Below are 21,745 nucleotides of genomic sequence, written 5' to 3'. Positions count from 1 at the left end.
GCTCAGTAGACGCGCTTCTTGGGGGGGAAGACCTGAACGTCGTCGGTCAGCGTCTTCATATGCACCGGGCGGTAGGTCAGGGAGACGCCACCCTTGTCGTCCAGATGGGCGACGGTGTGCTTCATCCATTCCTTGTCGTCACGGTCCGGATAGTCGTCATGGGCCTGGGCGCCCCGGCTTTCATGCCGGGCTTCGGCGCCCGCCATCGTGACCGTGGCATTGGCCAGCAGGTTCTCGAACTCCAACGCTTCCATCAGGTCGGTGTTCCAGATCAGCGAGCGATCGGATACCGCGATGTCGGGCACCTCGGTCCAGATCTCCTTGATCTTCTCGACACCTTCCGCAAGGCTCTTGGAATTGCGGAACACGGCCGCATGCTTCTGCATCGTGCGCTGCAGCTTGTCGCGCATGGCCGACACATGGGTGCCGCCCTTGGCGTTGCGCAGCTTGTCCAGACGGTCCAGCGCGGCCTCGCCGGCCTTGGGCGGCAGCGGCGCGATGGTCTCCAGCGGCTTGATCAGCTCGGCGGCGCGCTTGGCGGCGGCGCGGCCGAACACGACCAGATCCAGCAGCGAGTTGGTGCCCAGGCGGTTGGCGCCATGCACCGACACGCAGGCGGCTTCGCCCACGGCCATCAGGCCGGGCACGACGGCGTCGACATTGTCGGCGGTCGGGCGGATGACCTCGCCATGATAGTTCGTCGGGATGCCGCCCATGTTGTAATGCACGGTCGGCAGGACGGGCACCGGCTCCTTGGTCACGTCGATGCCGGCGAAGATGCGCGCGGTCTCGATGATGCCGGGCAGGCGCTCATGCAGCAGCTCGGAGCCCAGATGCTCGAGATGCATCATGATGTAGTCCTTGTGCGGACCACAGCCACGGCCTTCGTTGATCTCGATGGTCATGGAGCGCGAGACCACGTCGCGCGACGCCAGGTCCTTGGCGGTCGGCGCGTAACGCTCCATGAAGCGTTCGCCTTCCGAGTTCGTCAGGTATCCGCCCTCGCCGCGGCAGCCTTCGGTCAGCAGGCAGCCGGCCGGATAGATGCCGGTGGGGTGGAACTGGACGAATTCCATGTCCTGCGTCGGCACGCCGGCGCGCATCGCCATGCCGCCGCCGTCGCCGGTGCAGGTATGGGCCGAGGTGCAGGACTGGTACGCACGGCCGTAGCCGCCGGTCGCCAGCACCACCGTCTGGGCGCGGAAGCGATGGATCGTGCCGTCTTCCAGGCACCAGGCGACGACGCCGCGGCAGGCGCCTTCGTCGTCCATGATCAGGTCGATGGCAAAATATTCGACGAAGAACTCGACGTTATGCTTCAGGCACTGCTGGTACAGCGTGTGCAGGATGGCATGGCCGGTGCGGTCGGCGGCGGCGCAGGCGCGGGGCACCGGGGCCTCGCCGTAATTGCGCATGTGGCCGCCGAAGGGGCGCTGGTAGATCTTGCCCTCTTCGGTGCGCGAGAAGGGAACACCCAGATGTTCCAGCTCCTGCACCGCCGGCACGGCCTCGCGGCACATATATTCGATGGCGTCCTGGTCGCCCAGCCAGTCCGACCCCTTGACGGTGTCGTACATGTGCCAGCGCCAGTTGTCCTCGGCCATGTTGCCCAGCGACGCGCCGATGCCGCCCTGGGCGGCGACGGTGTGGCTGCGGGTGGGGAAGACCTTGGTGATGCAGGCGGTCTTCAGACCGGCCGCACCCATGCCCAGCGTCGCGCGCAGGCCCGACCCACCGGCACCGACGACCACGACGTCGTAGGCGTGGTCGATGATGCGGTAGGCATTCGATGATGGAAGAGTGATCGCGTTCATTGTTTGGACGTGTCCCGATGCTCGTCCGGCCCGATGGGCGCCTTAGGCGGCTGCTCCGGGGCCGGAACTGTCCTCTGTGTCACTTGCCTCGCGGCCCCCCGGACATCCGCCCGGGGGAGCCCGATCAGGCACCCGCCTTGGTCGACGGAGCCAGCGCCAGCTTCAGGACGGCGATCACCGCGAACAGCCCGATCAGAAGGGCGGCGCCCTTGAGAAGCAGGCTGGCCGGCAGATGCGCCTTGCCATGCACGTAGTCATCGATGATGACCTGCAGGCCCAGCTGCATGTGGTAGAAGGTCAGGACCATCAGGGCCAGCAGCATCGAGGCGTTGACGGGCTTGCCGCCCCATTCCACGACGTCCTGCTGTTCGGCGCCGGCCAGGCGCAGGACCTGGATGACGAACCAGCCCGAGAGGGGAACCAGCGCCACGGCGGACATCCGTTCCAGCCACCAATGGTCGACACCGGTCTTGGCCGAGCCGAGGCCCCGGGCCCGGCTCAGTTGAGAGCGCATGACATCGATGCGCGGCGTATGGGACGCGTTCATGTCAGGATGCCTTCTTCTTCTTTCTGGAGCGGCAGGCGGCGACGCCGAAGATGCTGGCGAGCAGCACCAGCGTGGCCCCCACCGTCACACCCATGGCCACCGGGCCGTCTTCGTTGATCTCCTTCTTTTCGAAGCGGTGGCCGGTATCCCACGCGAGATGCCGCAGGCCTGCCACGAAATGGTAGACCAGCGCCAGCGTCCACCCCGCCAGGGCGAGCTTGCCCAGCGGATTGCGGGTGACCTTCTGAACCTTCTTGAAGGATTCTGGTCCTTTCGCCGCGGCGCTCAGCCAGCAGACGCCCAGCGCGGACCCTGCCGCGGCTGCGACGCCGGCTGCCCGGTTCGCAATCGAAAGAAACATGGAGAGGCGGAAGCGATAGACCTGGAGATGCGGGGACATGGGTCGCCGGGTCAGTGTTCCGTCGCTTCGGTGCCCTATATAGAGCGCATCACGGACATCCTGCATGGTCGTCTCGTCGATTTCCCTGATTATGGCTCCGGTTTGTTCCGTCGCCTTGTGCCTGTTCGGTCCTACGCCCGGGAAAGGGCGCGGTCAACGCAGGGGGGAACACGAGGTCGCGAGACGCGCGGCCGGCGTCTGGCCCCGGGAAACCGGAACGGTGTCGAACCGTTCCGGTTTCCCGGCAGTTAAGCGCAGTTATACTCGGTGGGCGGGGGGGTGAATCAGGTCCAGCGCGATCATGGTCTCGGCGATCTGCACTGCGTTCAGCGCAGCCCCCTTGCGCAGATTGTCGGAGACGCACCAGAAGGCCAGCCCATTCGGCACGGTGGGGTCGATCCGCAGCCGCGACACGTAAGTCGCGTCCTCACCGACACATTCGATCGGCGTGACGTAGCCGCCATCCTCCTGCTTGTCGTGCAGGATGACGCCCGGCGCATCGCGCAGGACGGCGCGGGCGCGCTCGAGGTCCACCGGTTCCTCGCATTCCACCACCACGGCCTCGGAATGGCCGATGAAGACCGGCACCCGCACGCAGGTAGCGAATACAGAGATATCAGGGTCGAGGATTTTGCGGGTCTCGACCGCCATCTTCCATTCCTCCTTCGTCGCGCCGTCATCCATGAAGCGGTCGATATGGGGAATGCAGTTGAAGGCGATCTGCTTGGTGAACTGCTCGGGGCTGGCCGGGTCGCCGACGAAGCTGCCGCGCGACTGGATGAACAGCTCGTCCATGCCTTCCTTGCCCGCGCCGGCCACCGCCTGGTAGGTGGCGACCACCACGCGGCGGATGGTGAACAGGTCGTGCAGCGGCTTCAGCGCCACCACCATCTGGATAGTGGAGCAGTTCGGGTTGGCGATGATGCCGCGCTTGGCCTTCTTCAGCGCGTCGGGATTCACCTCGGGCACCACCAGCGGCACATCGGGCTCCATGCGGAACTGCGACGTGTTGTCGATGACGATGCAGCCGGCCTTGGCCGCGCGCGGCGCATGCACGGCCGAGACCGAGGCGCCGGGCGAGAACAGGGCGATGTCCCAGCCGGTGAAGTCGAAGGTCTCCAGGTTCTGGACCTTCAGCACCTTCTTCTCGCCGAACGAGATCTCCTGCCCGACCGAGCGGGCCGAGGCGAGGGCGGCAATCTCGGTAATCGGGAACGCGCGCTCGGCCAGCGTTTTGAGAATTTCACGCCCCACGGCTCCCGTGGCGCCTACGACCGCGACGCGGTATCCCATCGACACAATCCCTGCTCTATGCCCCCGGCCTATCCGGCGAGCCTCTCCTCTCCGGAACGGAGAGTGGTGAGAGGTAGTGCCAGACCCGGTGCTATGCAAGCGAGCGCCGCTGTCGGGCGCGGTTTTTCCCCGTTCCGGCCCCGGCGCGCGGCCGGGGTCTCATGCTTGTGTTGCTCTCCGCGCGGTGCCGCGCGTTGTCAGGATGGCCGCGCGGGTGCCAGATGGGCATGGCGATCCGGCGCCATGCGTCCGCTTCCGCCGCCGGCCCGCGCGGTGGCGGCCTGTCCAGGGGGATATCCCGTCATGTCGTTTTCTCGCGATATTTCGTCGCCGGCGCGCAGCAGGCACGCCATTCCACCGTCGGGCACCAAGCCGGCACCGGCCTGCACGCTGGTCATTTTCGGCGCGCGCGGCGACCTGACCAAGCGGCTGCTGATCCCGGCACTCTATAATCTGGCGGGCAGCGGATTGCTGGACGCGGATTTCCGTGTGCTGGGCGTGGATCGCGTGCCCGGCACCGCCGCCGACTGGCGGGACGGGCTGGCCGCCACGATGCAGGACTTCACCAGGGACCCGGACGGCGAGTTCTATACCCCGACCATCGACCAGGAATCCTGGAGCTGGGTTGCCGAGCGGCTGGATTATGTCCAGGCCGATTTCGCCGAACTGGAGCAGATGCGCGCGCTGGCGGGGCGGGTGAAGGGCAATGCCGTCTTTTATCTGGCGGTGCCGTCGCGCTTCTTCGGCCCGCTGGTGGCGATGCTGGGGCAGGCGGGGCTGGTCGCCCAGCAGGAGGGGGCGTTCCGCCGCGTGGTGATCGAGAAGCCCTTCGGCTCCGACCTGGCCACGGCGCGGGCGCTGAACCGGCAGGTCCTGAGTGTGCTGGACGAGCAGCAGGTCTATCGGATCGATCATTTCCTGGGCAAGGAGACGGTCCAGAACATCCTGGCCATGCGGTTCGGCAACCTGATCTTCGAGCCGCTCTGGCGCAGCGAATATATCGACCATGTGCAGATCACGGCGGCCGAGACCATCGGGGTGGAGCAGCGCGGCGCGTTCTACGAGCCCACGGGCGCGCTGCGCGACATGGTGCCCAACCATCTGTTCCAGTTGTTCGCCATGGTGGCGATGGAGCCGCCGGCCTCGTTCTCGGCCGAGACGGTGCGCACGGCGAAGGAGCAATTGTTCGAATCCGTCCGCCCGGTGCGGCCGGAGGATGCGGTGCGCGGCCAGTATGGTGCCGGCACCGTGGAGGGCAGGCCGGTGGTGGCCTATCGCGCGGCACCGGGTGTCGCGCCCGACAGCGTGACGGAAACCTATGTCGCGCTGAAGCTGCATGTCGATAACTGGCGGTGGTCGGGCGTGCCCTTCTATCTGCGGACGGGCAAGTCGCTGGGCGGCCGGCGGACCGAGGTTGTGGTGCAGTTCAAGAAGCCGCCGGTGGCGATCTTTCGCGGCACCGCGACCGACAGCCTGCCGCCCAACCGCATGATCCTGAACGTGCAGCCGGCCCAGGGCCTGACGATCGAGATGGCGGCCAAGCATCCGGGCCCGGCGATGGATCTGGCGGGGGTGCAGGTGAAGTTCCGCTACGAGGATGCGTTCGATCTGCAGCCCAATGTGGGGTACGAAACCCTGCTGTATGATTGCCTGACCGGCGATGCCACGCTGTTCCAGCGTGCCGACAATATCGATGCGGCCTGGGCGGCGGTTGATCCGGTGCTGCAATCCTGGGGGCAGGGGCCGGAGGGGCTCGAATTCTACGATGCCGGGGCGACCGGGCCTGCGGGTGCCGATGCGCTGCTGGCGCGCGACGGGCGGGCCTGGTACCCGCTTGACGGGACCTGAAGGATCGGGCTCTGCCCGAACCCGGCAGGGGTCGTGGACCCCTGCACCCCTATTCGTTTCTCAGTGCGTGGTGGCGGCCTGTTTCGGATGGTTGTCCGACTGGCGGAACAGGACGTCGGCGTCTTTCTTCTGCGCGTCGCTCAACCCGTTATACAACGTGCGGAAGGCCATGTTCAGCGCCTGGAGGTCCTGCGCGCGCTGGGTGATCAGGTCGGCGTAGGACTGCATGTTGTCCGGTGCGCTCAGGGTCGGCAGCTTGGTGCGGCGCTGCTCGATCGTGTCATGGAAGCGTGCCGCGTTGTCGCGCATCACCTGCGCGAAGGCGTTCCATGCGCTTTCCTGCGCGGTGGTGATGCCCAGTTGCTGATGCAGCGTGGTGATATGGGCTTCGAGCTGGTCCGGCGAGGGATCGTGCGGCGTGTGGACCGGAACGGCCGAGCCCTGCGGGGTCGGCGTGGCGGCGGATGTCGGGGCCGTGGTGTCGGCCGCCGCCAGTGCGGGCGTGGCCAGCAGGGAGAGGGCGGCAAGGAAGGAAAGCCGGCGGACAGTCATGGACGGAGGTCTCCGGAAAATCATGGGCTGAACGGGGGCCGGGCCTTTCGGCCCGGACGGGTTCAGTAAGGCTGCGCCCCGTAACCGTAGGACGCCTGAGGATAATAAGCCGGCGGGGGCGGGGGCGGTTCCGGCTGGGGCGGATAATAGGCGGCGGGCGGCGGCGCGGCCTGCGAGGCCAGCGCGCCACCCAGGATGGCGCCTACCGCCAGGCCGGCGACGCCGGCGCCGATGGCGGCACCGACGCCAGGGCCGCGACGGCCGCCCCGGTCACCGCCGCGCCAGCCGGGGCCACCGCCCCGGTAAGGCCCCGGGCCGCCATGACCGCCCCGGTCGTGACGGCCACGATCCCAGTGTTGCGCAAGGGCCGGGGCGGAGGCTGCGATAGGTGCGGCGGTGGCCAGCAGGAGGCCGGCCATCAGGATTGGGAGTGTGCGGACCCGCATGACGGGACTCCTATGGGTCTATAGCCGGTTCGGCCATGGTGAACCGAATTCTGTTTCATGTCAGGATGATCGGCGCCGATCATGTCAGAATCAGGGCCGATGTGGCGTGAGGATCGGGCGCGCGGGATCAGGCGGCGGACGACAGGCGCTTTGCCAGGGCGGACAACCGGTGGCGGCGCAGTTCGTTCCGGGCCTTGGCGTCGTTTTCCATATAATTGAGCTGGATCGTGTAGCGCCGGCCGACATATTGCCGGTGGCCGTGCCAGGTGGTCGGGCCGTTGGGGAAGACCAGCAGCGTGCCGTCGACGGGCGGGATCTCGGCCGCGTAATCCTCGACATCGTCCGGGCCGCGCAGCAGGCGCAGGCAGCCTTCCTGCCGGGCCCAGGCCTCGCTGGCCGGGTTGAGATACAGCAGCACCGTCACGCGCTTGGCCACGGAATCGCAGTGGATGCGCCCGTCCTTGGCCCGCGTGCGGCCGCGCAGGGTCAGCATGGTCGGCGCGTCGTTCAGGTCCAGGGCGAATTTGCGGGCGATCGCCTGGCGCAGGACCGGGCCTTCCAGTTCCGCGATCAGGCCCTGCGCCAGGGGCGAAAGGTTGAGCGAGGAGGGCGGGAACGACCCGCCGGACGACAAGTCGGGCAGGGAGGCCACCAGCGCCGCAAGATCGTCCGGCCGGATGAAGTTCCGGACCACGACATGGGCGAAGGGCGTGCTGGAAACCGGAGCGGCGTCCAGGGCGGCATAATCGGGGCGGATCGGCGTGGTGACGGTCATGGAACCTGCATGGGATGATGAAAACCACATCCCGATTCCTAGAGCCGGAGCCGGCGTGAAGGCAAGGCGGACGGAAATGGGGCGGCGGGGCTGGTGCCCCGCCGCTGGGGCTCAGGCCCCGCCGGCGGCCTTTTCGGCCGCATCGAGCGCCCGGGTGGAATAGACCGCGGCCGCGCCGGCATTCAGCGCCACGGCCACGCCCAGGGCTTCGGCGATGTCCTCCTTCGTGGCACCGGCCTGCACGGCGGCCTTGGAATGGACCGCGATGCAGCCGTCGCAGCGCGTGGTCACGGCGACGGCCAGCGCGATCAGTTCGCGCGTCTTGGCGTCCAGCCGGTTGGTGGCCTTGGCGGCGTTGTCCAGCGTCGTCAGCCCTTTGACCGTATCCGGTGAAAGGGTGGCGAAGGCGGGCACGGCCTGGCCGAGAAAGTGACGGTAGGCGGACCAGTCGATCATCACGAAATATCCTTGATGTGTGGTCATGGACCGCGGCGGAGTTCACCAGATGGAGAGCAGGCCTGTCACGACACGGTTTGGCGAGTTCATGCCCTTGATGAGATGCGTTGCCGGCGCTATCGGCCATAGATCATGGAATCCGCGCTGACAGCCTTCGCATCCGATCTGAACCTGCCCCCTGGCTCGGGGCCCCTGGCAGCGTACGAGGCGCGTGTGGCCGCCGGATTGCTGTCCCGCGACCCCGAGCAGGCCAAGGCGGCCGCGCGGCTGGACCAGTTGTGGCGGGAACTGCCCGGCTATCACCCGGTGGTGCGGCGGCCGAAGCCCAAGGGCCTGCTGGGCGGCCTGAAGGCCCGGCTGGGCCTGGAGGGCGGTGCGCCGGAGGTCCCGCGCCCGCGTGGGGTCTACATGGTCGGGCAGGTCGGGCGCGGCAAGACCATGCTGATGGACCTGTTCTTCGAACTGGCGCCGGTCGAACACAAGATGCGGGTGCATTTCCACCGCTTCATGCAGGATGTGCACAAGCGGCTGCATGACATGAAGCTGGCGCATCCGGAACTGACCGACCCGATTCCGCCGCTGGCCCATGCCATCGCGCAGGAAGCCTGGCTGCTCTGCTTCGATGAATTCCAGGTGAACGACATCGCCGATGCGATGGTGCTGGGGCGTCTGTTCGAATATCTGTTCGCCGACGGCGTGGTCGTGGTCGCGACCTCGAACACCGAACCGCAGGATCTGTTCCAGAACCGGCCGGGGGCCGATGCCTTCCGCCCCTTCATCGCGATCATCCAGCGCGAGGTCGATACGGTGGTGCTGGATTCGCCGCGCGACTATCGGCGCGGCGGCATGCGCGGCATGACGACCTGGATCGTGCCGCCCGGCCCCGACGCGGTGCAGGAGCTGGATTCGATCTTCATGCGCCTGGCCGACGGCGCGCCGATCCGTCCGGTGACGCTGGAGGTGATGGGCCGCAAGCTGGTGGTGACGGTCGCGGCCGGCCCGGTCGCGCGCTTTACCTTCGCCGATCTGTGCGGGCGGCCGCTGGGTGCCGGGGATTACCTGGCGCTGGCCACGCGCTTCCCGGCGCTGGTGCTTGAGGATATTCCCCGTCTGGGCCCCGATAATTTCGATGTTGCCCGCCGTTTCATCGTTCTGATCGACACGCTGTACGAACAGAAGGTGAAGCTGTTCGCCTCGGCCGAGGACCAGCCGGATGCGATCTACCAGAAGGGTGAAGGGGCGCAGGCGTTCGAACGCACGGCCTCGCGCCTGGAGGAGATGCAGAGTACCGCCTATCTGGACCTGCCGCATCTCTCCTGATCCGGCGCGTGGCGGCAGCCGGCGCCGTTAAACCGGCGCTGTTAAAATAGATGCAGGGTCTGCCTCTCTTTTCATCATTTCCGACGGGTGTGGCGTGGGGTGCCGCCTGCGTGTTCCGGGCCGTGTGCGCCGGGCGCGCGGGCGGCGGTGGAGGCGTTCGGGCTTCGGTGCGGGCGTTCCCTGCTGTCACGGTATCGTGACGCATATGGCGGTGGTGTGAGCGGTGCGGCGGTAGGCAAGTGGTTCGCTCTTTGCTTGGGTATGGGCGGCCCTTCGGGTCATCCGCCGGTTTTGCCGCCGTTCGGTGTGCTTTGCGCCTGGTCGCGGGTTCCGTACCCCGTTGCGCAAGCGGGTGGAAACGGAAAGGTGAGTATGCGTGCGAAGCAATCCTGACCGTGGCGAAAGATGGCGGCGGATGGCCAAAGGTGGCGTTAGGGTTGAGACGATAAACGGCTGGGGCCGGCATTCCGCCACGATTGGCGGTGATGGCTCTGGTCCGGATAATGACGTGGCCGGTCAGGTCATGAATGAGGAGATGTCTTCAAGATGGCGGGCGTAGATATCCTGTCGACCGCGTTCAGCGGAGCCAACACGGCCTATCTGGCCGACCTGTATGCTCGCTGGGCGGCGGATCCCGGCAGCGTCGATCCTTCTTTCGCATCGCTGTTCGCGGCGATGGACGAGGAAGGCGCTGCGATTTTGCATGACGCGGAAGGGGCCTCGTGGGCGCCGCGCCCGTCCAGCATCGATGGCGGCGACGTGGTGGCGGCCCCGGCCAAGGGCGCGCCCGTCTCGGCGGAGAGCCTGAACGCGGCGGCCGATGACAGCCTGCGCGCGACGCAGCTGATCCGCGCCTATCGCGTGCGCGGCCACCTGGAAGCCCGGCTCGATCCGCTGGGGCTGCAGGTCCCGAAGCCCCATACCGATCTCGACCCCGAGACCTACGGGTTCGGCCCGAAGGATCTCGACCGCCCGATCTATCTGGGCAAGATCGTGGCCAACCTGATCGGCAAGCAGACCGCGACGATCAACCAGGTGCTGGACGCGCTGCGCGCCGTCTATTGCGGGCCGATCGGCTCGGAATACATGCATGTGCAGGACCCCGAGCAGCGCAACTGGCTGCAGCAGCGGCTGGAAGGCGACAACTGGCGCGCCGGGGCCACGGTCGAAGAAAAGAAGCTGATCCTGCACCACCTGACCGAGGCCGAGGGTTTCGAGGCGTTCTGCCAGAAGCGCTATGTCGGCACCAAGCGGTTCGGGCTGGAAGGCGAGGACGTCACCATTCCGGCGCTGCACGCGCTGATCGACCAGGTGGCCAAGGACGGCGTGCGCACGGTGGCGATCGGCATGCCGCATCGCGGCCGCCTGAACACGCTGGTCAACATCGTGCGCAAGCCCTACACGGCCATTTTCAGCGAATTCGCCGGCGCCTCGTTCAAGCCGGACGACGTGCAGGGCTCGGGCGACGTCAAATACCATCTCGGCACCTCGACCGACGTGGATATCGACGGCAACCCGGTCCATATCTCGCTCCAGCCCAACCCGTCGCATCTGGAAGCCGTCGATCCGGTGGTGATCGGCAAGGTGCGCGCGACCCAGGACGATGACGACCCGCACGTGCGCAGCCGCCACATGGCGGTGCTGATGCATGGCGATGCGGCCTTCGCCGGCCAGGGCCTGGTCTACGAGACCATGGCGATGTCGCAGCTGATCGGTTACCGCACTGGCGGCACGGTCCATATCGTGGTGAACAACCAGATCGGGTTCACCACCGTTTCGGCCCATGCGTTCTCCGGCCTCTATTGCACCGACGTCGCCAAGGCGGTGCAGGCGCCGATCCTGCACGTCAATGGCGACGAGCCCGAGGCCGTGATCTACTGCGCGCGTCTGGCGGCCGATTTCCGCCAGAAATTCGCGACCGACATCGTGCTGGACATCGTCGGCTATCGCCGCCACGGCCATAACGAATCCGACGAGCCGTCCTTCACCCAGCCGACGATGTACAAGGCCATCGCCGCCCGTCCGACGGTGCGCACGCTCTATGCCGACCGTCTGGCGCGCGAGGGCGTGGTGAGCGAGGCCGATGCCACGGCGCAGTGGGATGCGTTCCACAACAAGCTGGAAGAAGCCTACCAGGCCGCGCAGACCTACAAGCCCAACAAGGCCGACTGGCTGGAAGGCGCCTGGACCGGCCTGAAGCCGCCGCCGGTGGGCAAGATTGACGCCGAGCCCGCGACCGGCATTTCGGTCGAGGCGCTGCGCAAGATCGGTGCCGCGATCAGCACCGCGCCGGCCGATTTCAACGTCAACCCGAAGATCGTGCGCCAGCTCAAGGCCAAGGCGACGATGTTCCAGACCGGCGAAGGCATCGACTGGGCGACGGGCGAGGCCCTGGGCTTCGGTTCGCTGCTGCTGGAGAAGCATCGCGTCCGCCTGTCGGGCGAGGATTGCCAGCGCGGCACCTTCAGCCAGCGCCATGCGGTGCTGATCGACCAGGTCAACCAGAACACCTATGCGCCGCTGAACAATATCGACCCGGCGCAGGGCGTGTTCGAGGTCTATAACTCGCTGCTGTCCGAATTCGGCGTGCTGGGCTTCGAATATGGCTACTCGCTGGCCGATCCGAACGCGCTGGTGCTGTGGGAAGGCCAGTTCGGCGATTTCGCCAACGGTGCGCAGGTCATCATCGACCAGTTCATCGCCTCGGGCGAGACCAAGTGGCTGCGCATGTCGGGCCTCGTGCTGCTGCTGCCGCACGGCTATGAAGGCCAGGGTCCGGAACATTCCTCGGCCCGCCTGGAGCGTTACCTCCAGCTCTGCGCCGAGAACAACATGCGGGTGTGCAACATCACCACGCCGGCGAACTACTTCCACGCCCTGCGCCGCCAGCTCAAGATGGACTATCGCAAGCCGCTGGTGATCATGACGCCGAAATCGCTGCTGCGTCATCGTCTCGCGGTGTCCAACCTCGAGGAATTCGCGTCGGGCACCACGTTCCGCCCGGTCATCGGCGAGATCGATCCGATCGCGTCGGGCGACAAGGTGGAGCGGGTCGTGATCTGCTCGGGCAAGGTCTATTACGACCTGCTGGCCGAGCGGCGCGAGCGTGGGCTGGACAAGGTCGCGATCCTGCGGCTGGAGCAGTTCTATCCCTTCCCGGAAAAGCTGCTGGCCGAACAGCTTGCGCTGTATCCCAAGGCCCAGGTGATCTGGTGCCAGGAAGAGCCCGAGAACATGGGGGGATGGACCTTCGTCGATCGCCTGATCGAGGGCGTGATGGGCAAGGTGGGCCGCAAGGGCGGGCGTCCGACCTATGTCGGCCGCGTCGCGGCCGCCAGCCCGGCCACGGGTCTGGCCCGCGTGCATGCCAGCGAACAGGCGGCCCTGGTCGCCAGCGCGCTGGGCGTGGCCTGAGGTTGCGTCCCGGCCGGCGGGCCGGGACGTTCGAAGGTCGGCCGGCGCGGTCTTTTCGCGCCGGCATCAGTCTGGTTATGTTGAGAATACACAAGCCGGCAGACGACGGGTGGGGGGCACGGAAGGCCGTGCCCCAATCCAGCACGCGGATCTGACCGGCAGAGGGAATGGAAAGAAAGATGTCTGCCGAGATCAAGGTTCCGACACTGGGCGAGAGCGTGACGACCGCCACGATTGCCAAGTGGCTGAAGAATCCGGGTGACAGCGTCGCCGCCGACGAGCCGGTGGTGGAGCTGGAGACCGACAAGGTCAGCGTCGAGGTCGCGGCGCCGGAAGCCGGCGTGCTGGGTCCGCAGCTCGTCGCCGAAGGCGCCGAGGTCGAGGTCGGGACCATCCTGGCGTCGGTCGAGGCCGGCAGCGGCGCCCCCAAGGCCGCCGCGCCCGCCAAGGCCCCCGAGGCGCCGAAGGCTCCCGCCGGTGTGCAGGCCCAGCCGGTCGCGGCCGGTCCGGTCGCGCGTCCCGCCACCCCGCCCTCCGATGTCGCGGCGCAGGGCGCGGCCCATGCCCCGATGCCGTCGGCGCAGAAGATGATGGCCGAGAAGGGCATCTCCACCGCCGAGATCGGCACCGGCACCGGCAAGGACGGCCGCGTGACCAAGGGTGACGTGCTGGCGTTCCTGGCGCAGCCGCCGGTGGCCAAGGCGGCCCCCGCCCCGGCCACGCCGCGCACCGACGATCCGCGCGAGGAACGGGTGAAGATGACCCGCCTGCGCCGGACCATCGCCCGCCGCCTGAAGGACGCCCAGAACACCGCCGCCCTGCTGACCACCTTCAACGAGGTGGACATGACGGCGGTGAAGGAACTGCGCGCCGAATATCGCGATGCCTTCGAGAAGAAGCATGGCGGCACCAAGCTGGGCTTCATGTCGATCTTCGCCAAGGCGGTGATGGCGGCGCTGAAGGAATTCCCGGCGGTCAACGCCGAGATCGACGGCGACGACATCATCTATCGCGAGTTCGTCAATCTGGGCATCGCAGTCGGCGGCCCCAACGGGCTGGTCGTGCCGGTGATCCGCGATGCGGAGAAGCTGAGCTTCGCCGGGATCGAAAGCGCGATCGCCGGTTTCGGCAAGCGCGCGCGCGACGGGTCGCTGAAGCTGGACGAGCTGTCGGGCGGCACATTCTCGATCACCAATGGCGGCATCTACGGCTCGCTGATGTCAACGCCGATCATCAACGCGCCGCAGTCGGCCATCCTGGGCATGCATGCCATCGTGGATCGTCCGATGGCCGTGAACGGCCAGGTCGTGATCCGGCCGATGATGTATATCGCCCTGACCTATGATCACCGCATCGTCGACGGCAAGGAAGCCGTCAGCTTCCTGGTGCGCGTGAAGCAGAACGTGGAAGATCCGCGTCGTCTGCTGCTCGAGGTCTGATGCGCCGGGGCGGACCGGGTCTTCGGCCCGGTCCGCCGATCTGATTCCGACGCAGCGAACGCAGGACAAGAAGATGACCATTGAAATCAAGGTGCCGACTCTCGGCGAGAGCGTGACGACGGCCACGATCGGCAAGTGGCTGAAGCAGCCGGGCGACAGCGTCGCCGCCGACGAACCGGTCGTGGAACTGGAGACCGACAAGGTCAGCGTCGAGGTCGCCGCCCCCGCGGCCGGCCGTCTGGGCGCGCACGCCGTGGCCGAGGGCGACGAAGTCGCGGTCGGCGCCGTGCTGACCACCGTCGAGGAAGGTGCTGGCGCCGCCCCGGCGAAGCCCGCCGCCGCCAAGCCCGCTCCGGCGGCGAAGCCTGCCGAAGCCAAGGCCGCCCCGGCTCCGGCCCCCGCCGCCCCGGCGGTCGCTCCCCCGGCCGAGACCGATTACGACGTGATCGTCATCGGCGCCGGCCCCGGCGGCTATGTCTGCGCCATCCGCGCAGCCCAGCTCGGCTTCAAGGTCGCCTGCGTCGAGAAGCGCGCGACGCTGGGCGGCACCTGCCTGAATGTCGGCTGCATCCCCTCCAAGGCGCTGTTGCAATCGTCCGAGAACTTCCATGCCGCCGGCCATGATTACGCGGGTCATGGCATCGTGATCGACAGCGTCAAGCTGGATCTGAAGCGGATGATGGCGCGCAAGTCCGAGGTGGTCGAGGCCAACGTCAAGGGCGTCGAGTTCCTGTTCAAGAAGAACAAGGTCACCTGGCTGAAGGGCTTCGGCAAGCTCGAGGGCACCGGCCGCATCACGGTCGACGGCAAGCCGGTGACGGCGAAGCACATCGTCATCGCCAGCGGCAGCGACAGCGCCGGTCTGCCGGGCGTCGATGTCGACGAGAAGGTCGTCGTTACCTCGACCGGCGCGCTGGAACTGTCGGCCGTGCCGAAGAAGATGGTCGTCATCGGCGGCGGCGTGATCGGCCTGGAACTGGGCAGCGTGTGGCACCGTCTGGGCGCCGAGGTCACGGTGGTCGAATATCTCGACCGTCTGGTTCCGGGCACGGATGGCGAAATCGCCAAGCAGTTCCAGCGGATTCTGGCCAAGCAGGGCCTGCAGTTCAAGCTGGGCCACAAGGTCACGAAGGCCGAGAAGACCGGCAAGGGCGTGACTCTGACCGTCGAGCCGGCCGCCGGTGGCGCCGCCGAGACGCTGGATGCCGACATCGTGCTGCTGGCGATCGGCCGCACCGCCGCCAGCAAAGGCATGGGCCTGGAAGAGGCCGGCGTGGCGCTGGACAAGCGCGGCCGCGTCGTCACCGACGCGCATTACGCGACCAGCGTGCCGGGCGTGTATGCGATCGGCGACGTCATCGCCGGTCCGATGCTGGCGCACAAGGCCGAGGATGAGGGCGTTGCCATCGCCGAGATCCTCGCCGGCCAGGCGGGCCACGTGAATTACGATGCCATCCCCGGCGTCGTCTACACTTGGCCCGAGGTCGCGACCGTCGGCCGTACCGAGGAAGACCTGAAGGGGGCTGGCGTCACCTACAAGACCGGCAAGTTCCCCTTCACCGCCAACGGCCGCGCCCGCGCCATGGGCATGACCGACGGCTTCGTGAAGGTGCTGGCCGATGCCACGACCGACAAGGTGCTGGGCGTGCACATCATCGGCCCCGGCGCCGGCGAACTGATCGCCGAAGCCACGCTGGCGATGGAATTCGGCGCGTCGTCGGAAGACATCGCCCGGACCTGCCACGCCCACCCGACGCTGAGCGAAGCGGTCAAGGAAGCGGCGCTGGATGTGGAGAAGCGCGCGATCCATATCTGATCGCACGTTCGGGTTTACTCTTTATCGCGCCCGGCCATTTCGGTGGCCGGGCGTTTTTTGTTGGGGCGCCTGTTTTCCGGGCGTGGCGGGTTGTGCTCGGGCTCTGCCCGAACCCGGCAGGGGTCGCGGACCCCTGCACCCCGATTCGTTCAGGCCTTGCGGAGGAACTCGGCCTTCAGCATGTAGCTGCCGGCTTCGATTGCGTGGTCGCCACCACGCAGGCGGATGTTCTTGATCTTGGTGCCGACCTTCAGCGTGGTCGAGGAGCCCTTCACCTTCAGGTCCTTGATCACGACGACCGTGTCGCCGTCGGCAAGCACCACGCCATTGGCATCGCGCACGACCTCTTCGGCGGTGGTTTCAGCGATGTCTGCTGGCCATTCATAACCGCAGGTGTCGCAGACATGATGCGCCCCCTCGATATGCGTTTCTGCCAGGCTGCATTGTGGGCAGGTGGGTGCGGTGGTGTTCATGAACGGGACTTATCCTCACCGGACCCGGCAGACAATCCCCGTCTCCTATCGGGCGGCGGCACTCGCCGCGCGGATGGCGGCGAATTCGGAACCGGCCTTCCATTGCGGCCATGCGTGCGAGAAGGCCACATTGCGCCCGACCTGATAGACGAGCGCCGCATCCTCGGCCGCGCCCCGCAGATCCCAGTCCTGGCTCCAGGCGTCACAGGCCTGATGGTAGCAATGCATATAAGCCTTCAGCCACGCCTCGCCCGCCGGGATGCCGCCCGACAGCAGGTCGTAAGGGCCGGTCATGTCCATCACGGCAATGACCGGTACGCCCGCGCGCGCAAAGGGCAGATGATCGGCGCGATAGAAGGCACCACGCTCGGGACTGGCCTCGGGCTGCACGATGCGGCCCTGTGCATGGGCGGCCGGCACGAGGTCGTCCTGCAGGCTATTCTGGCCGTCGCCGATGACGAAGGCATTGCGCGCCGGGCCGGCCATCTGCAACACGTCGATGGTGAAATTGGCGGCGGTTTTCGCAAGCGGAGCCAATGGATGTTCGACATACCAGGTCGATCCGAGCAGGCCGCGTTCCTCGGCCGTCCAGGCCGCGAACATGACCGTCCGGGCCGGTTTCGCACCGGCCTTGAAGGCGCGGGCGATTTCCAGCATCGCGGCGATGCCCGACCCGTCATCGATGGCGCCGCGCCGAATGACGGGCTGGCCCCGCGCGTCGGTGCCGACGCCGAACGCATCCCAGTGCGCGCCATACAGGACTGTCTCGTCAGGATATTTCGCGCCGGTCAGCTTGCCGATGACATTGCGGCTTTGCAGATGCGCCACCGCGACCGGCACGTCGGCCGTCAGGGTCGCGCCGGCAAGCGTCACCGGTCGAAACCCCGGATCGCGCGCCTTGACGCGCAACGCCGCAAGGTCGAGCCCCGCGCGGGCGAAGAGGCGCGTGGCGGCGCTCCCTTCCAGCCAGCCCTGGAGCGGCACGGGCTTGCCGGCGCCTTCCTCGCGCACGATGTCGAATGCCTCGCCGCCCGGCGCGATCACGGTCGTCCATGGATAGGAGGCGCCGGGCGTGTCATGCACGATCAGGGCCGCGATCGCGCCACGTCGCGCCGCTTCCTCATATTTATAGGTCCAGCGCCCGTAATAGGTCATCGTCCGGCCGCCAAAACGCCCGGCGACGGGCTCTTCCGGCCTCGCATCGAAATCCGGATCGTTGACCAGAAAGACGGCGACCTTGCCTTTCAGGTCGACGCCCTTGTAATCGTCCCACTGGCGTTCGGGCGCATGCACGCCATAGCCCACGAACACCAGTGGGGCCGCGTTCACCCTGATCCGTTCGATTGGCGACAGGGTGGTGAGATAGACATCCTTTTTCAGTTCCAGCGGCAGTGCGGCGCCGCCGACCGTTACGTCGAGCCGGGACGGCGTTCCGATCCTGGTGCGCAGCAACGGCACGGTCTGGGTCCAGCCGCCATTCTCGCCACCTGGTTCCAGCCCGATCTTCCGATATTGCGCGATTAGCCAGTCCACTGTCCTGGCCTCGCCCGTGGTCGCGGGGGCACGGCCTTCAAACGGATCGGAGGCGAGGGTGCGGATTGCCGCCGACATGCGCGCCGGATCGATCGGCGCCCATGGGATGGCCGCGTGGGCAGGCGCCAGCGTCGCGAGGATCGCGGCGGGAAAGAGCGCCGCGAGCGGACGACGAAGGATCATGGACTCTCTCCGGTCGGAATGATGCCGCCGCGTGGCAGCCTGTCGATGACAGGCACTCTGGGCAGGTTTCACCAGGGCGACAAGGCCGGGCGATCGGAAACCGGAGGGTTGTCGTGGATGTCTGCCTGGCACGTCTCCGGCGGCCGGACAGGTCTCAGCCCGCGTCTGACGGCGCGTCGCTGGCTGCGGCGGCGCGCAGGGCGCGGTCGCCGATGTCGCGCCGCCACACCGCGTCATCCCAATGGATGGCCGGGATGGCCTGATAGGCGCGGGCGCGGGCTTCGCCCAGCGTGCCGCCGGTGGCGCAGACGGTCAGGACGCGGCCGCCAGCCGCGATCAGGCGGCCCTGGTCGTCGCGCCTGGTGCCGGCATGGAAGATGTGGACGCCGGGCTGGGCTTCGGCCTGTTCCAGTCCCGTGATCACGCCGCCGGCGGCGGGCTTGCCCGGATAGCCGCGCGCGGCGAGGACGATGCTGATGGAGTGATCGTCGGAGAAGCGGATATCCGCCGCCTCCAGCGTGCCGGCGGCGACCGAGGCCAGGGCGGGCAGCAGGTCGGATTGCAGGCGGATCAGCAGGGCCTGGGCCTCGGGGTCGCCGAAGCGGACGTTATATTCGATCAGTTTCGGGCCCTCGGCCGTCAGCATCAGGCCGGCGAAGATGACGCCACGGAAGGGCGTGCCGCGCCGGACCATTTCGGCCAGCATAGGGCGCACCAGCAGGTCCAGCGCCGCTTCCTGCCTTGCACGGTCGAAGCCGGTGGGGGGCGAGACGGCGCCCATGCCGCCGGTGTTGGGGCCGGTATCGCCCTCGCCGATGCGCTTGTGGTCCTGCGCCGCGCCGATCAGCACGGCGGTTTCGTCGGCGCAGAAGGCGAACAGGGACACTTCGTCGCCCACCAGGCATTCCTCGATCACCACCGACTGGCCGGCGGCGCCGAGGGTGGCGTCGTCCATCATGGACCGGATGGCCTCTTCGGCTTCCGCGACCGTCATGGCCACGACCACGCCCTTGCCGGCGGCCAGGCCGTCGGCCTTGATCACGATCGGCGCGCCACGGCGGCGGACGAATTCCAGCGCCGGGGCGGCGGCGTCGAACCGTTCCCAGCGGGCGGTGGGGATGGATGCGGCGTCGCAGACTTCCTTGGTGAAGCTCTTGCTGCCTTCCAGTTCGGCGGCGGCGCGGCTGGGGCCGGCGCAGGGGATGCCGGCCGCGATGCAGGCATCGGCCAGGCCCGCGACCAGCGGGGCCTCGGGGCCCGGCACCACCAGGTTGATCCGTTCGGCCTTTGCAAAGGCCACCAGGGCAGGCACGTCATCGACGGCAATGGCGACATTGGTGCCCAGCGCGGCGGTGCCCGGATTGCCGGGGGCGATGAACAGGGCCTCCAGCGCGGGCGAGCGCGCGATCGCCGCCGCCATCGCATGTTCCCGTCCACCCGATCCGACCAGAAGCACCCGCATCACGTTACCGTCCCTGTCACTGACATATCCGACATTCCCCGGCTGTCCGGGGAGGCCGTCTCTATCATACCCCGCGCCGGCGGACGATGTTCTTTGCGGCGGCGCGGGTTCATGACCGGCCTTTCCGCCCGCCCTTCACCAGCCTGCCCACGGTTCTTCCCAGGCTGGCAAGCAGGCCGCTCCGCTCGGGCGGTCGCGGCCCGGCGCGCCTGATGGTAACGCCGCCGAAGGACAGCGCCGCCGAAAAGGGCCTGGAGAACGCAACGCGGAATTCGGTGGTCGGATCGCCGGCCGGCAGGTCGAAGCGCAGCGTGAAGGCCGTGGAGGGCCCGATTGTCGCCGCGCGCAGCCGGCGCCTGCCGACGACGCCGCCGGGCATGCAGAAGACGTCGATCACCACGTCGCTGGCGAACGGGCTGCAAGCAGGGTCGATGACGAGGTCGAACACGGCTTCGAAATACCCTTTGGGCAGGGTGACATACGGTCCGAAGATCCGATGGCCGGACGGGTAAGGGCCTGCCGGGAAATCCAGCCTGCCGTCGATCAGCCTGGAATCGCGACCGGTGAACAGTTCCGCCCCGAAATGGAGCTGCCCTTGTGTTGCAGGCGTCCCGAATGCTGCGGCATGCAGGGCCTCCCGACCCTCGGTAAGGTCGCGGAACATCCTGAGATCGTGGAACGAGACCAGATTGCTGCCGCTGTCATGCAGCACCGCCGTTTCAAGCGCGTCGATTGCGGGCGGCTGGCTGGTACGTGTGGTCTCGCCCGCGCGGAGCAGCCAGTCGCCGAGGGGTTTTTCGATGTCGGGTGTCAGGCCGGGGTTGGCATCCGACAGGGCGCGCAGCCTGGCCATCGTCGTCTCGCGGTCGTTCTCGCTCAGGCGGCGGAGGCCCTGCGTGATCTGCTCGCGCACCACACGCGGGGAATAATGTTCGCGGATATGGTGCTGGGCGTCGAGGACCTGACTGTGGACCAGCGGGTCCGCAAGGCTGGCCACGGCGGCGGCGAACAGGTTCAGGTCGTAATGCTCGAAGGCCAGCGGATGCTCGGCGAGCAGGGCGTCCAGTGCCGTATTGCGCCAGGCGACGACCGGCAGGTCGCACCGCATGGCCTCGAAGACGGGCAGGCCGAATCCCTCATGTTCGGAGAGGCAGAGAAGCGCGTCGGACTGGTTATAGAGCGCGCTGAGTTCCGCTTCGGAAATCTCGCCCAGGAAACGGACATCGACCTGGAGCTTCGCCGCGAATGCCGCGATGTCCTTCTTGACCTCGTCCTCCCGGCCGGCGAAGCGCACGATGACGGGGCGGCCGGTGAGGGCCGCGACGCGCCGCGCGATCGCCACGATGGAGCGATGGCCTTTATGGGCCACCACGCGGCTGACGAAGACGAGATTGATCGGCCCTTCCTGCGGAAAGACCCGGCGCTGCGGCGTGCGGTCGGGGCTGGTTGCGGCGGTCAGGTAGCGACTGGCGGGGAAGACGGTCGTGCATCGGCCGGGATCACCGCCGAGGGCTGCGAACTGGTCGCGCGTGAAGTCCGAATTGACCCAGAAACGCAGATGTGGCGCCTGTGCGAGGGCAACGATGTTTTCGAATCCCGCCAACGTATGCGACAGGTGCGTGGATTGGGAGAGGTAGAACCACGGCGCGGTGTTGTTGTGCCAGCGTATGACCGCGCGGGTGGGCCGCCCGCGCAGGAAATCGTCGATCTCCGGCCAGGCGCCGCAATAATGATAGATGATGATGCCATCGGGGTTTTCGTCGCACCATGCATGGAATTGGGGCAGGTCCTCGATCGGCACGTCGGGGTGCCGGGCCTGGTCGAAACGCTCCGCGAACAGGCGGGCGGTTTCGCCGCCCGGCATGTCGCGCAGCAGACGGTATTGATAGACGCAATCGAAACCGATCGAGTCGCTGATTTCGAACAGGCCCTGAACAAGGAAGGCAATTTTCATGGATGGCTGGTCCGGAGTTC

17 protein-coding genes are annotated in these 21,745 nt (G+C 67.3%); 5 read left to right on the top strand and 12 right to left on the bottom strand.

Features of this window, described 5'->3' with window-relative positions; genetic code table 11:
* Positions 1–2: 2 nt before the first annotated feature.
* From sdhA to ACMAUO_RS10330, 4 genes are all read right to left on the bottom strand, one after another.
* A complete protein-coding gene (gene sdhA / locus ACMAUO_RS10345; RefSeq protein ID WP_420356808.1) occupies positions 3–1,814 on the bottom strand; it encodes a succinate dehydrogenase flavoprotein subunit in 1,812 nt (603 codons plus the stop codon).
* Positions 1,815–1,938: 124 nt separating this feature from the next.
* Positions 1,939–2,361, bottom strand: a complete 423-nt coding sequence (gene sdhD, locus ACMAUO_RS10340; protein WP_420356807.1) for a succinate dehydrogenase, hydrophobic membrane anchor protein — start codon at positions 2,359–2,361, stop codon at positions 1,939–1,941.
* A gap of 1 nt (position 2,362) precedes the next feature.
* Entirely contained in the window at positions 2,363–2,827 is a 465-nt protein-coding gene (gene sdhC, locus ACMAUO_RS10335) for a succinate dehydrogenase, cytochrome b556 subunit (protein ID WP_420356806.1), read from the bottom strand.
* Positions 2,828–3,019: 192 nt separating this feature from the next.
* Positions 3,020–4,054, bottom strand: a complete 1,035-nt coding sequence (locus ACMAUO_RS10330) for an aspartate-semialdehyde dehydrogenase (protein ID WP_420356805.1) — start codon at positions 4,052–4,054, stop codon at positions 3,020–3,022.
* A gap of 303 nt (positions 4,055–4,357) precedes the next feature.
* On the opposite strand from ACMAUO_RS10330, the gene zwf reads away from it, so the two are divergent.
* Positions 4,358–5,902, top strand: a complete 1,545-nt coding sequence (gene zwf / locus ACMAUO_RS10325; RefSeq protein ID WP_420356804.1) for a glucose-6-phosphate dehydrogenase — start codon at positions 4,358–4,360, stop codon at positions 5,900–5,902.
* Positions 5,903–5,962: 60 nt separating this feature from the next.
* Here zwf and ACMAUO_RS10320 read toward each other — a convergent pair whose 3' ends face one another.
* The 4 genes from ACMAUO_RS10320 to ACMAUO_RS10305 form a co-directional block, all read right to left on the bottom strand.
* Complete coding sequence (locus tag ACMAUO_RS10320) at positions 5,963–6,454, bottom strand: Spy/CpxP family protein refolding chaperone (RefSeq protein WP_420356803.1); 492 nt, start codon at positions 6,452–6,454, stop codon at positions 5,963–5,965.
* Positions 6,455–6,516: 62 nt separating this feature from the next.
* Positions 6,517–6,900, bottom strand: coding sequence for a hypothetical protein (locus ACMAUO_RS10315; RefSeq protein WP_420356802.1), 384 nt, complete (start codon positions 6,898–6,900; stop codon positions 6,517–6,519).
* A 127-nt stretch (positions 6,901–7,027) separates the two neighbouring features.
* Positions 7,028–7,675, bottom strand: coding sequence for a 2OG-Fe(II) oxygenase family protein (locus ACMAUO_RS10310; RefSeq protein ID WP_420356801.1), 648 nt, complete (start codon positions 7,673–7,675; stop codon positions 7,028–7,030).
* A gap of 111 nt (positions 7,676–7,786) precedes the next feature.
* Positions 7,787–8,131, bottom strand: coding sequence for a carboxymuconolactone decarboxylase family protein (locus tag ACMAUO_RS10305; protein ID WP_420356800.1), 345 nt, complete (start codon positions 8,129–8,131; stop codon positions 7,787–7,789).
* Positions 8,132–8,263: 132 nt separating this feature from the next.
* On the opposite strand from ACMAUO_RS10305, the gene zapE reads away from it, so the two are divergent.
* The 4 genes from zapE (at position 8,264) to lpdA (ending at position 16,120) form a co-directional block, all read left to right on the top strand.
* On the top strand, positions 8,264–9,451 hold the full coding sequence (zapE, locus tag ACMAUO_RS10300) for a cell division protein ZapE (protein WP_420356799.1): 1,188 nt from the start codon (positions 8,264–8,266) through the stop codon (positions 9,449–9,451).
* Positions 9,452–9,997: 546 nt separating this feature from the next.
* Positions 9,998–12,865 carry a 2-oxoglutarate dehydrogenase E1 component gene (locus tag ACMAUO_RS10295; protein ID WP_420356798.1) on the top strand — a complete coding sequence of 956 codons (2,868 nt, stop codon included), beginning with the start codon at positions 9,998–10,000 and terminating at the stop codon, positions 12,863–12,865.
* Between the two features lie 179 nt (positions 12,866–13,044).
* Positions 13,045–14,304, top strand: coding sequence for a 2-oxoglutarate dehydrogenase complex dihydrolipoyllysine-residue succinyltransferase (odhB, locus tag ACMAUO_RS10290; protein WP_420356797.1), 1,260 nt, complete (start codon positions 13,045–13,047; stop codon positions 14,302–14,304).
* A gap of 73 nt (positions 14,305–14,377) precedes the next feature.
* Positions 14,378–16,120, top strand: a complete 1,743-nt coding sequence (gene lpdA, locus ACMAUO_RS10285; RefSeq protein ID WP_420356796.1) for a dihydrolipoyl dehydrogenase — start codon at positions 14,378–14,380, stop codon at positions 16,118–16,120.
* Positions 16,121–16,269: 149 nt separating this feature from the next.
* Here the strand turns inward: lpdA and ACMAUO_RS10280 are convergent, their stop codons facing one another.
* From ACMAUO_RS10280 to ACMAUO_RS10265, 4 genes are all read right to left on the bottom strand, one after another.
* Positions 16,270–16,593 carry a zinc ribbon domain-containing protein YjdM gene (locus ACMAUO_RS10280; protein WP_420356795.1) on the bottom strand — a complete coding sequence of 108 codons (324 nt, stop codon included), beginning with the start codon at positions 16,591–16,593 and terminating at the stop codon, positions 16,270–16,272.
* A 45-nt stretch (positions 16,594–16,638) separates the two neighbouring features.
* Positions 16,639–18,309, bottom strand: coding sequence for a M28 family metallopeptidase (locus ACMAUO_RS10275; protein ID WP_420356794.1), 1,671 nt, complete (start codon positions 18,307–18,309; stop codon positions 16,639–16,641).
* A gap of 154 nt (positions 18,310–18,463) precedes the next feature.
* The gene (gene purD, locus ACMAUO_RS10270) at positions 18,464–19,771 is read right to left on the bottom strand and encodes a phosphoribosylamine--glycine ligase (protein WP_420357259.1); all 1,308 of its coding nucleotides are present in this window, start codon (positions 19,769–19,771) and stop codon (positions 18,464–18,466) included.
* 109 nt (positions 19,772–19,880) lie between these two features.
* A complete protein-coding gene (locus ACMAUO_RS10265) occupies positions 19,881–21,725 on the bottom strand; it encodes a glycosyltransferase family 4 protein (RefSeq protein ID WP_420356793.1) in 1,845 nt (614 codons plus the stop codon).
* Positions 21,726–21,745 lie beyond the last annotated feature (20 nt).

This window comes from Gluconacetobacter brunescens, assembly GCF_048695475.1.
In the GTDB taxonomy this organism is placed as follows: Bacteria; Pseudomonadota; Alphaproteobacteria; order Acetobacterales; family Acetobacteraceae; genus Gluconacetobacter.
Note: the sequence above shows the minus strand (reverse complement) of the source record. Positions and strands in the feature narration are given on the sequence as shown.

Coding starts and splice junctions, on each gene's coding strand:
- sdhA (WP_420356808.1), bottom strand. CDS start 1,814: ATGAACGCGATCACTCTTCCATCATCGAATGCCTACCGCATCATCGAC.
- sdhD (WP_420356807.1), bottom strand. CDS start 2,361: ATGAACGCGTCCCATACGCCGCGCATCGATGTCATGCGCTCTCAACTG.
- sdhC (WP_420356806.1), bottom strand. CDS start 2,827: ATGCAGGATGTCCGTGATGCGCTCTATATAGGGCACCGAAGCGACGGA.
- ACMAUO_RS10330 (WP_420356805.1), bottom strand. CDS start 4,054: ATGGGATACCGCGTCGCGGTCGTAGGCGCCACGGGAGCCGTGGGGCGT.
- zwf (WP_420356804.1), top strand. CDS start 4,358: ATGTCGTTTTCTCGCGATATTTCGTCGCCGGCGCGCAGCAGGCACGCC.
- ACMAUO_RS10320 (WP_420356803.1), bottom strand. CDS start 6,454: ATGACTGTCCGCCGGCTTTCCTTCCTTGCCGCCCTCTCCCTGCTGGCC.
- ACMAUO_RS10315 (WP_420356802.1), bottom strand. CDS start 6,900: ATGCGGGTCCGCACACTCCCAATCCTGATGGCCGGCCTCCTGCTGGCC.
- ACMAUO_RS10310 (WP_420356801.1), bottom strand. CDS start 7,675: ATGACCGTCACCACGCCGATCCGCCCCGATTATGCCGCCCTGGACGCC.
- ACMAUO_RS10305 (WP_420356800.1), bottom strand. CDS start 8,131: ATGATCGACTGGTCCGCCTACCGTCACTTTCTCGGCCAGGCCGTGCCC.
- zapE (WP_420356799.1), top strand. CDS start 8,264: ATGGAATCCGCGCTGACAGCCTTCGCATCCGATCTGAACCTGCCCCCT.
- ACMAUO_RS10295 (WP_420356798.1), top strand. CDS start 9,998: ATGGCGGGCGTAGATATCCTGTCGACCGCGTTCAGCGGAGCCAACACG.
- odhB (WP_420356797.1), top strand. CDS start 13,045: ATGTCTGCCGAGATCAAGGTTCCGACACTGGGCGAGAGCGTGACGACC.
- lpdA (WP_420356796.1), top strand. CDS start 14,378: ATGACCATTGAAATCAAGGTGCCGACTCTCGGCGAGAGCGTGACGACG.
- ACMAUO_RS10280 (WP_420356795.1), bottom strand. CDS start 16,593: ATGAACACCACCGCACCCACCTGCCCACAATGCAGCCTGGCAGAAACG.
- ACMAUO_RS10275 (WP_420356794.1), bottom strand. CDS start 18,309: ATGATCCTTCGTCGTCCGCTCGCGGCGCTCTTTCCCGCCGCGATCCTC.
- purD (WP_420357259.1), bottom strand. CDS start 19,771: ATGCGGGTGCTTCTGGTCGGATCGGGTGGACGGGAACATGCGATGGCG.
- ACMAUO_RS10265 (WP_420356793.1), bottom strand. CDS start 21,725: ATGAAAATTGCCTTCCTTGTTCAGGGCCTGTTCGAAATCAGCGACTCG.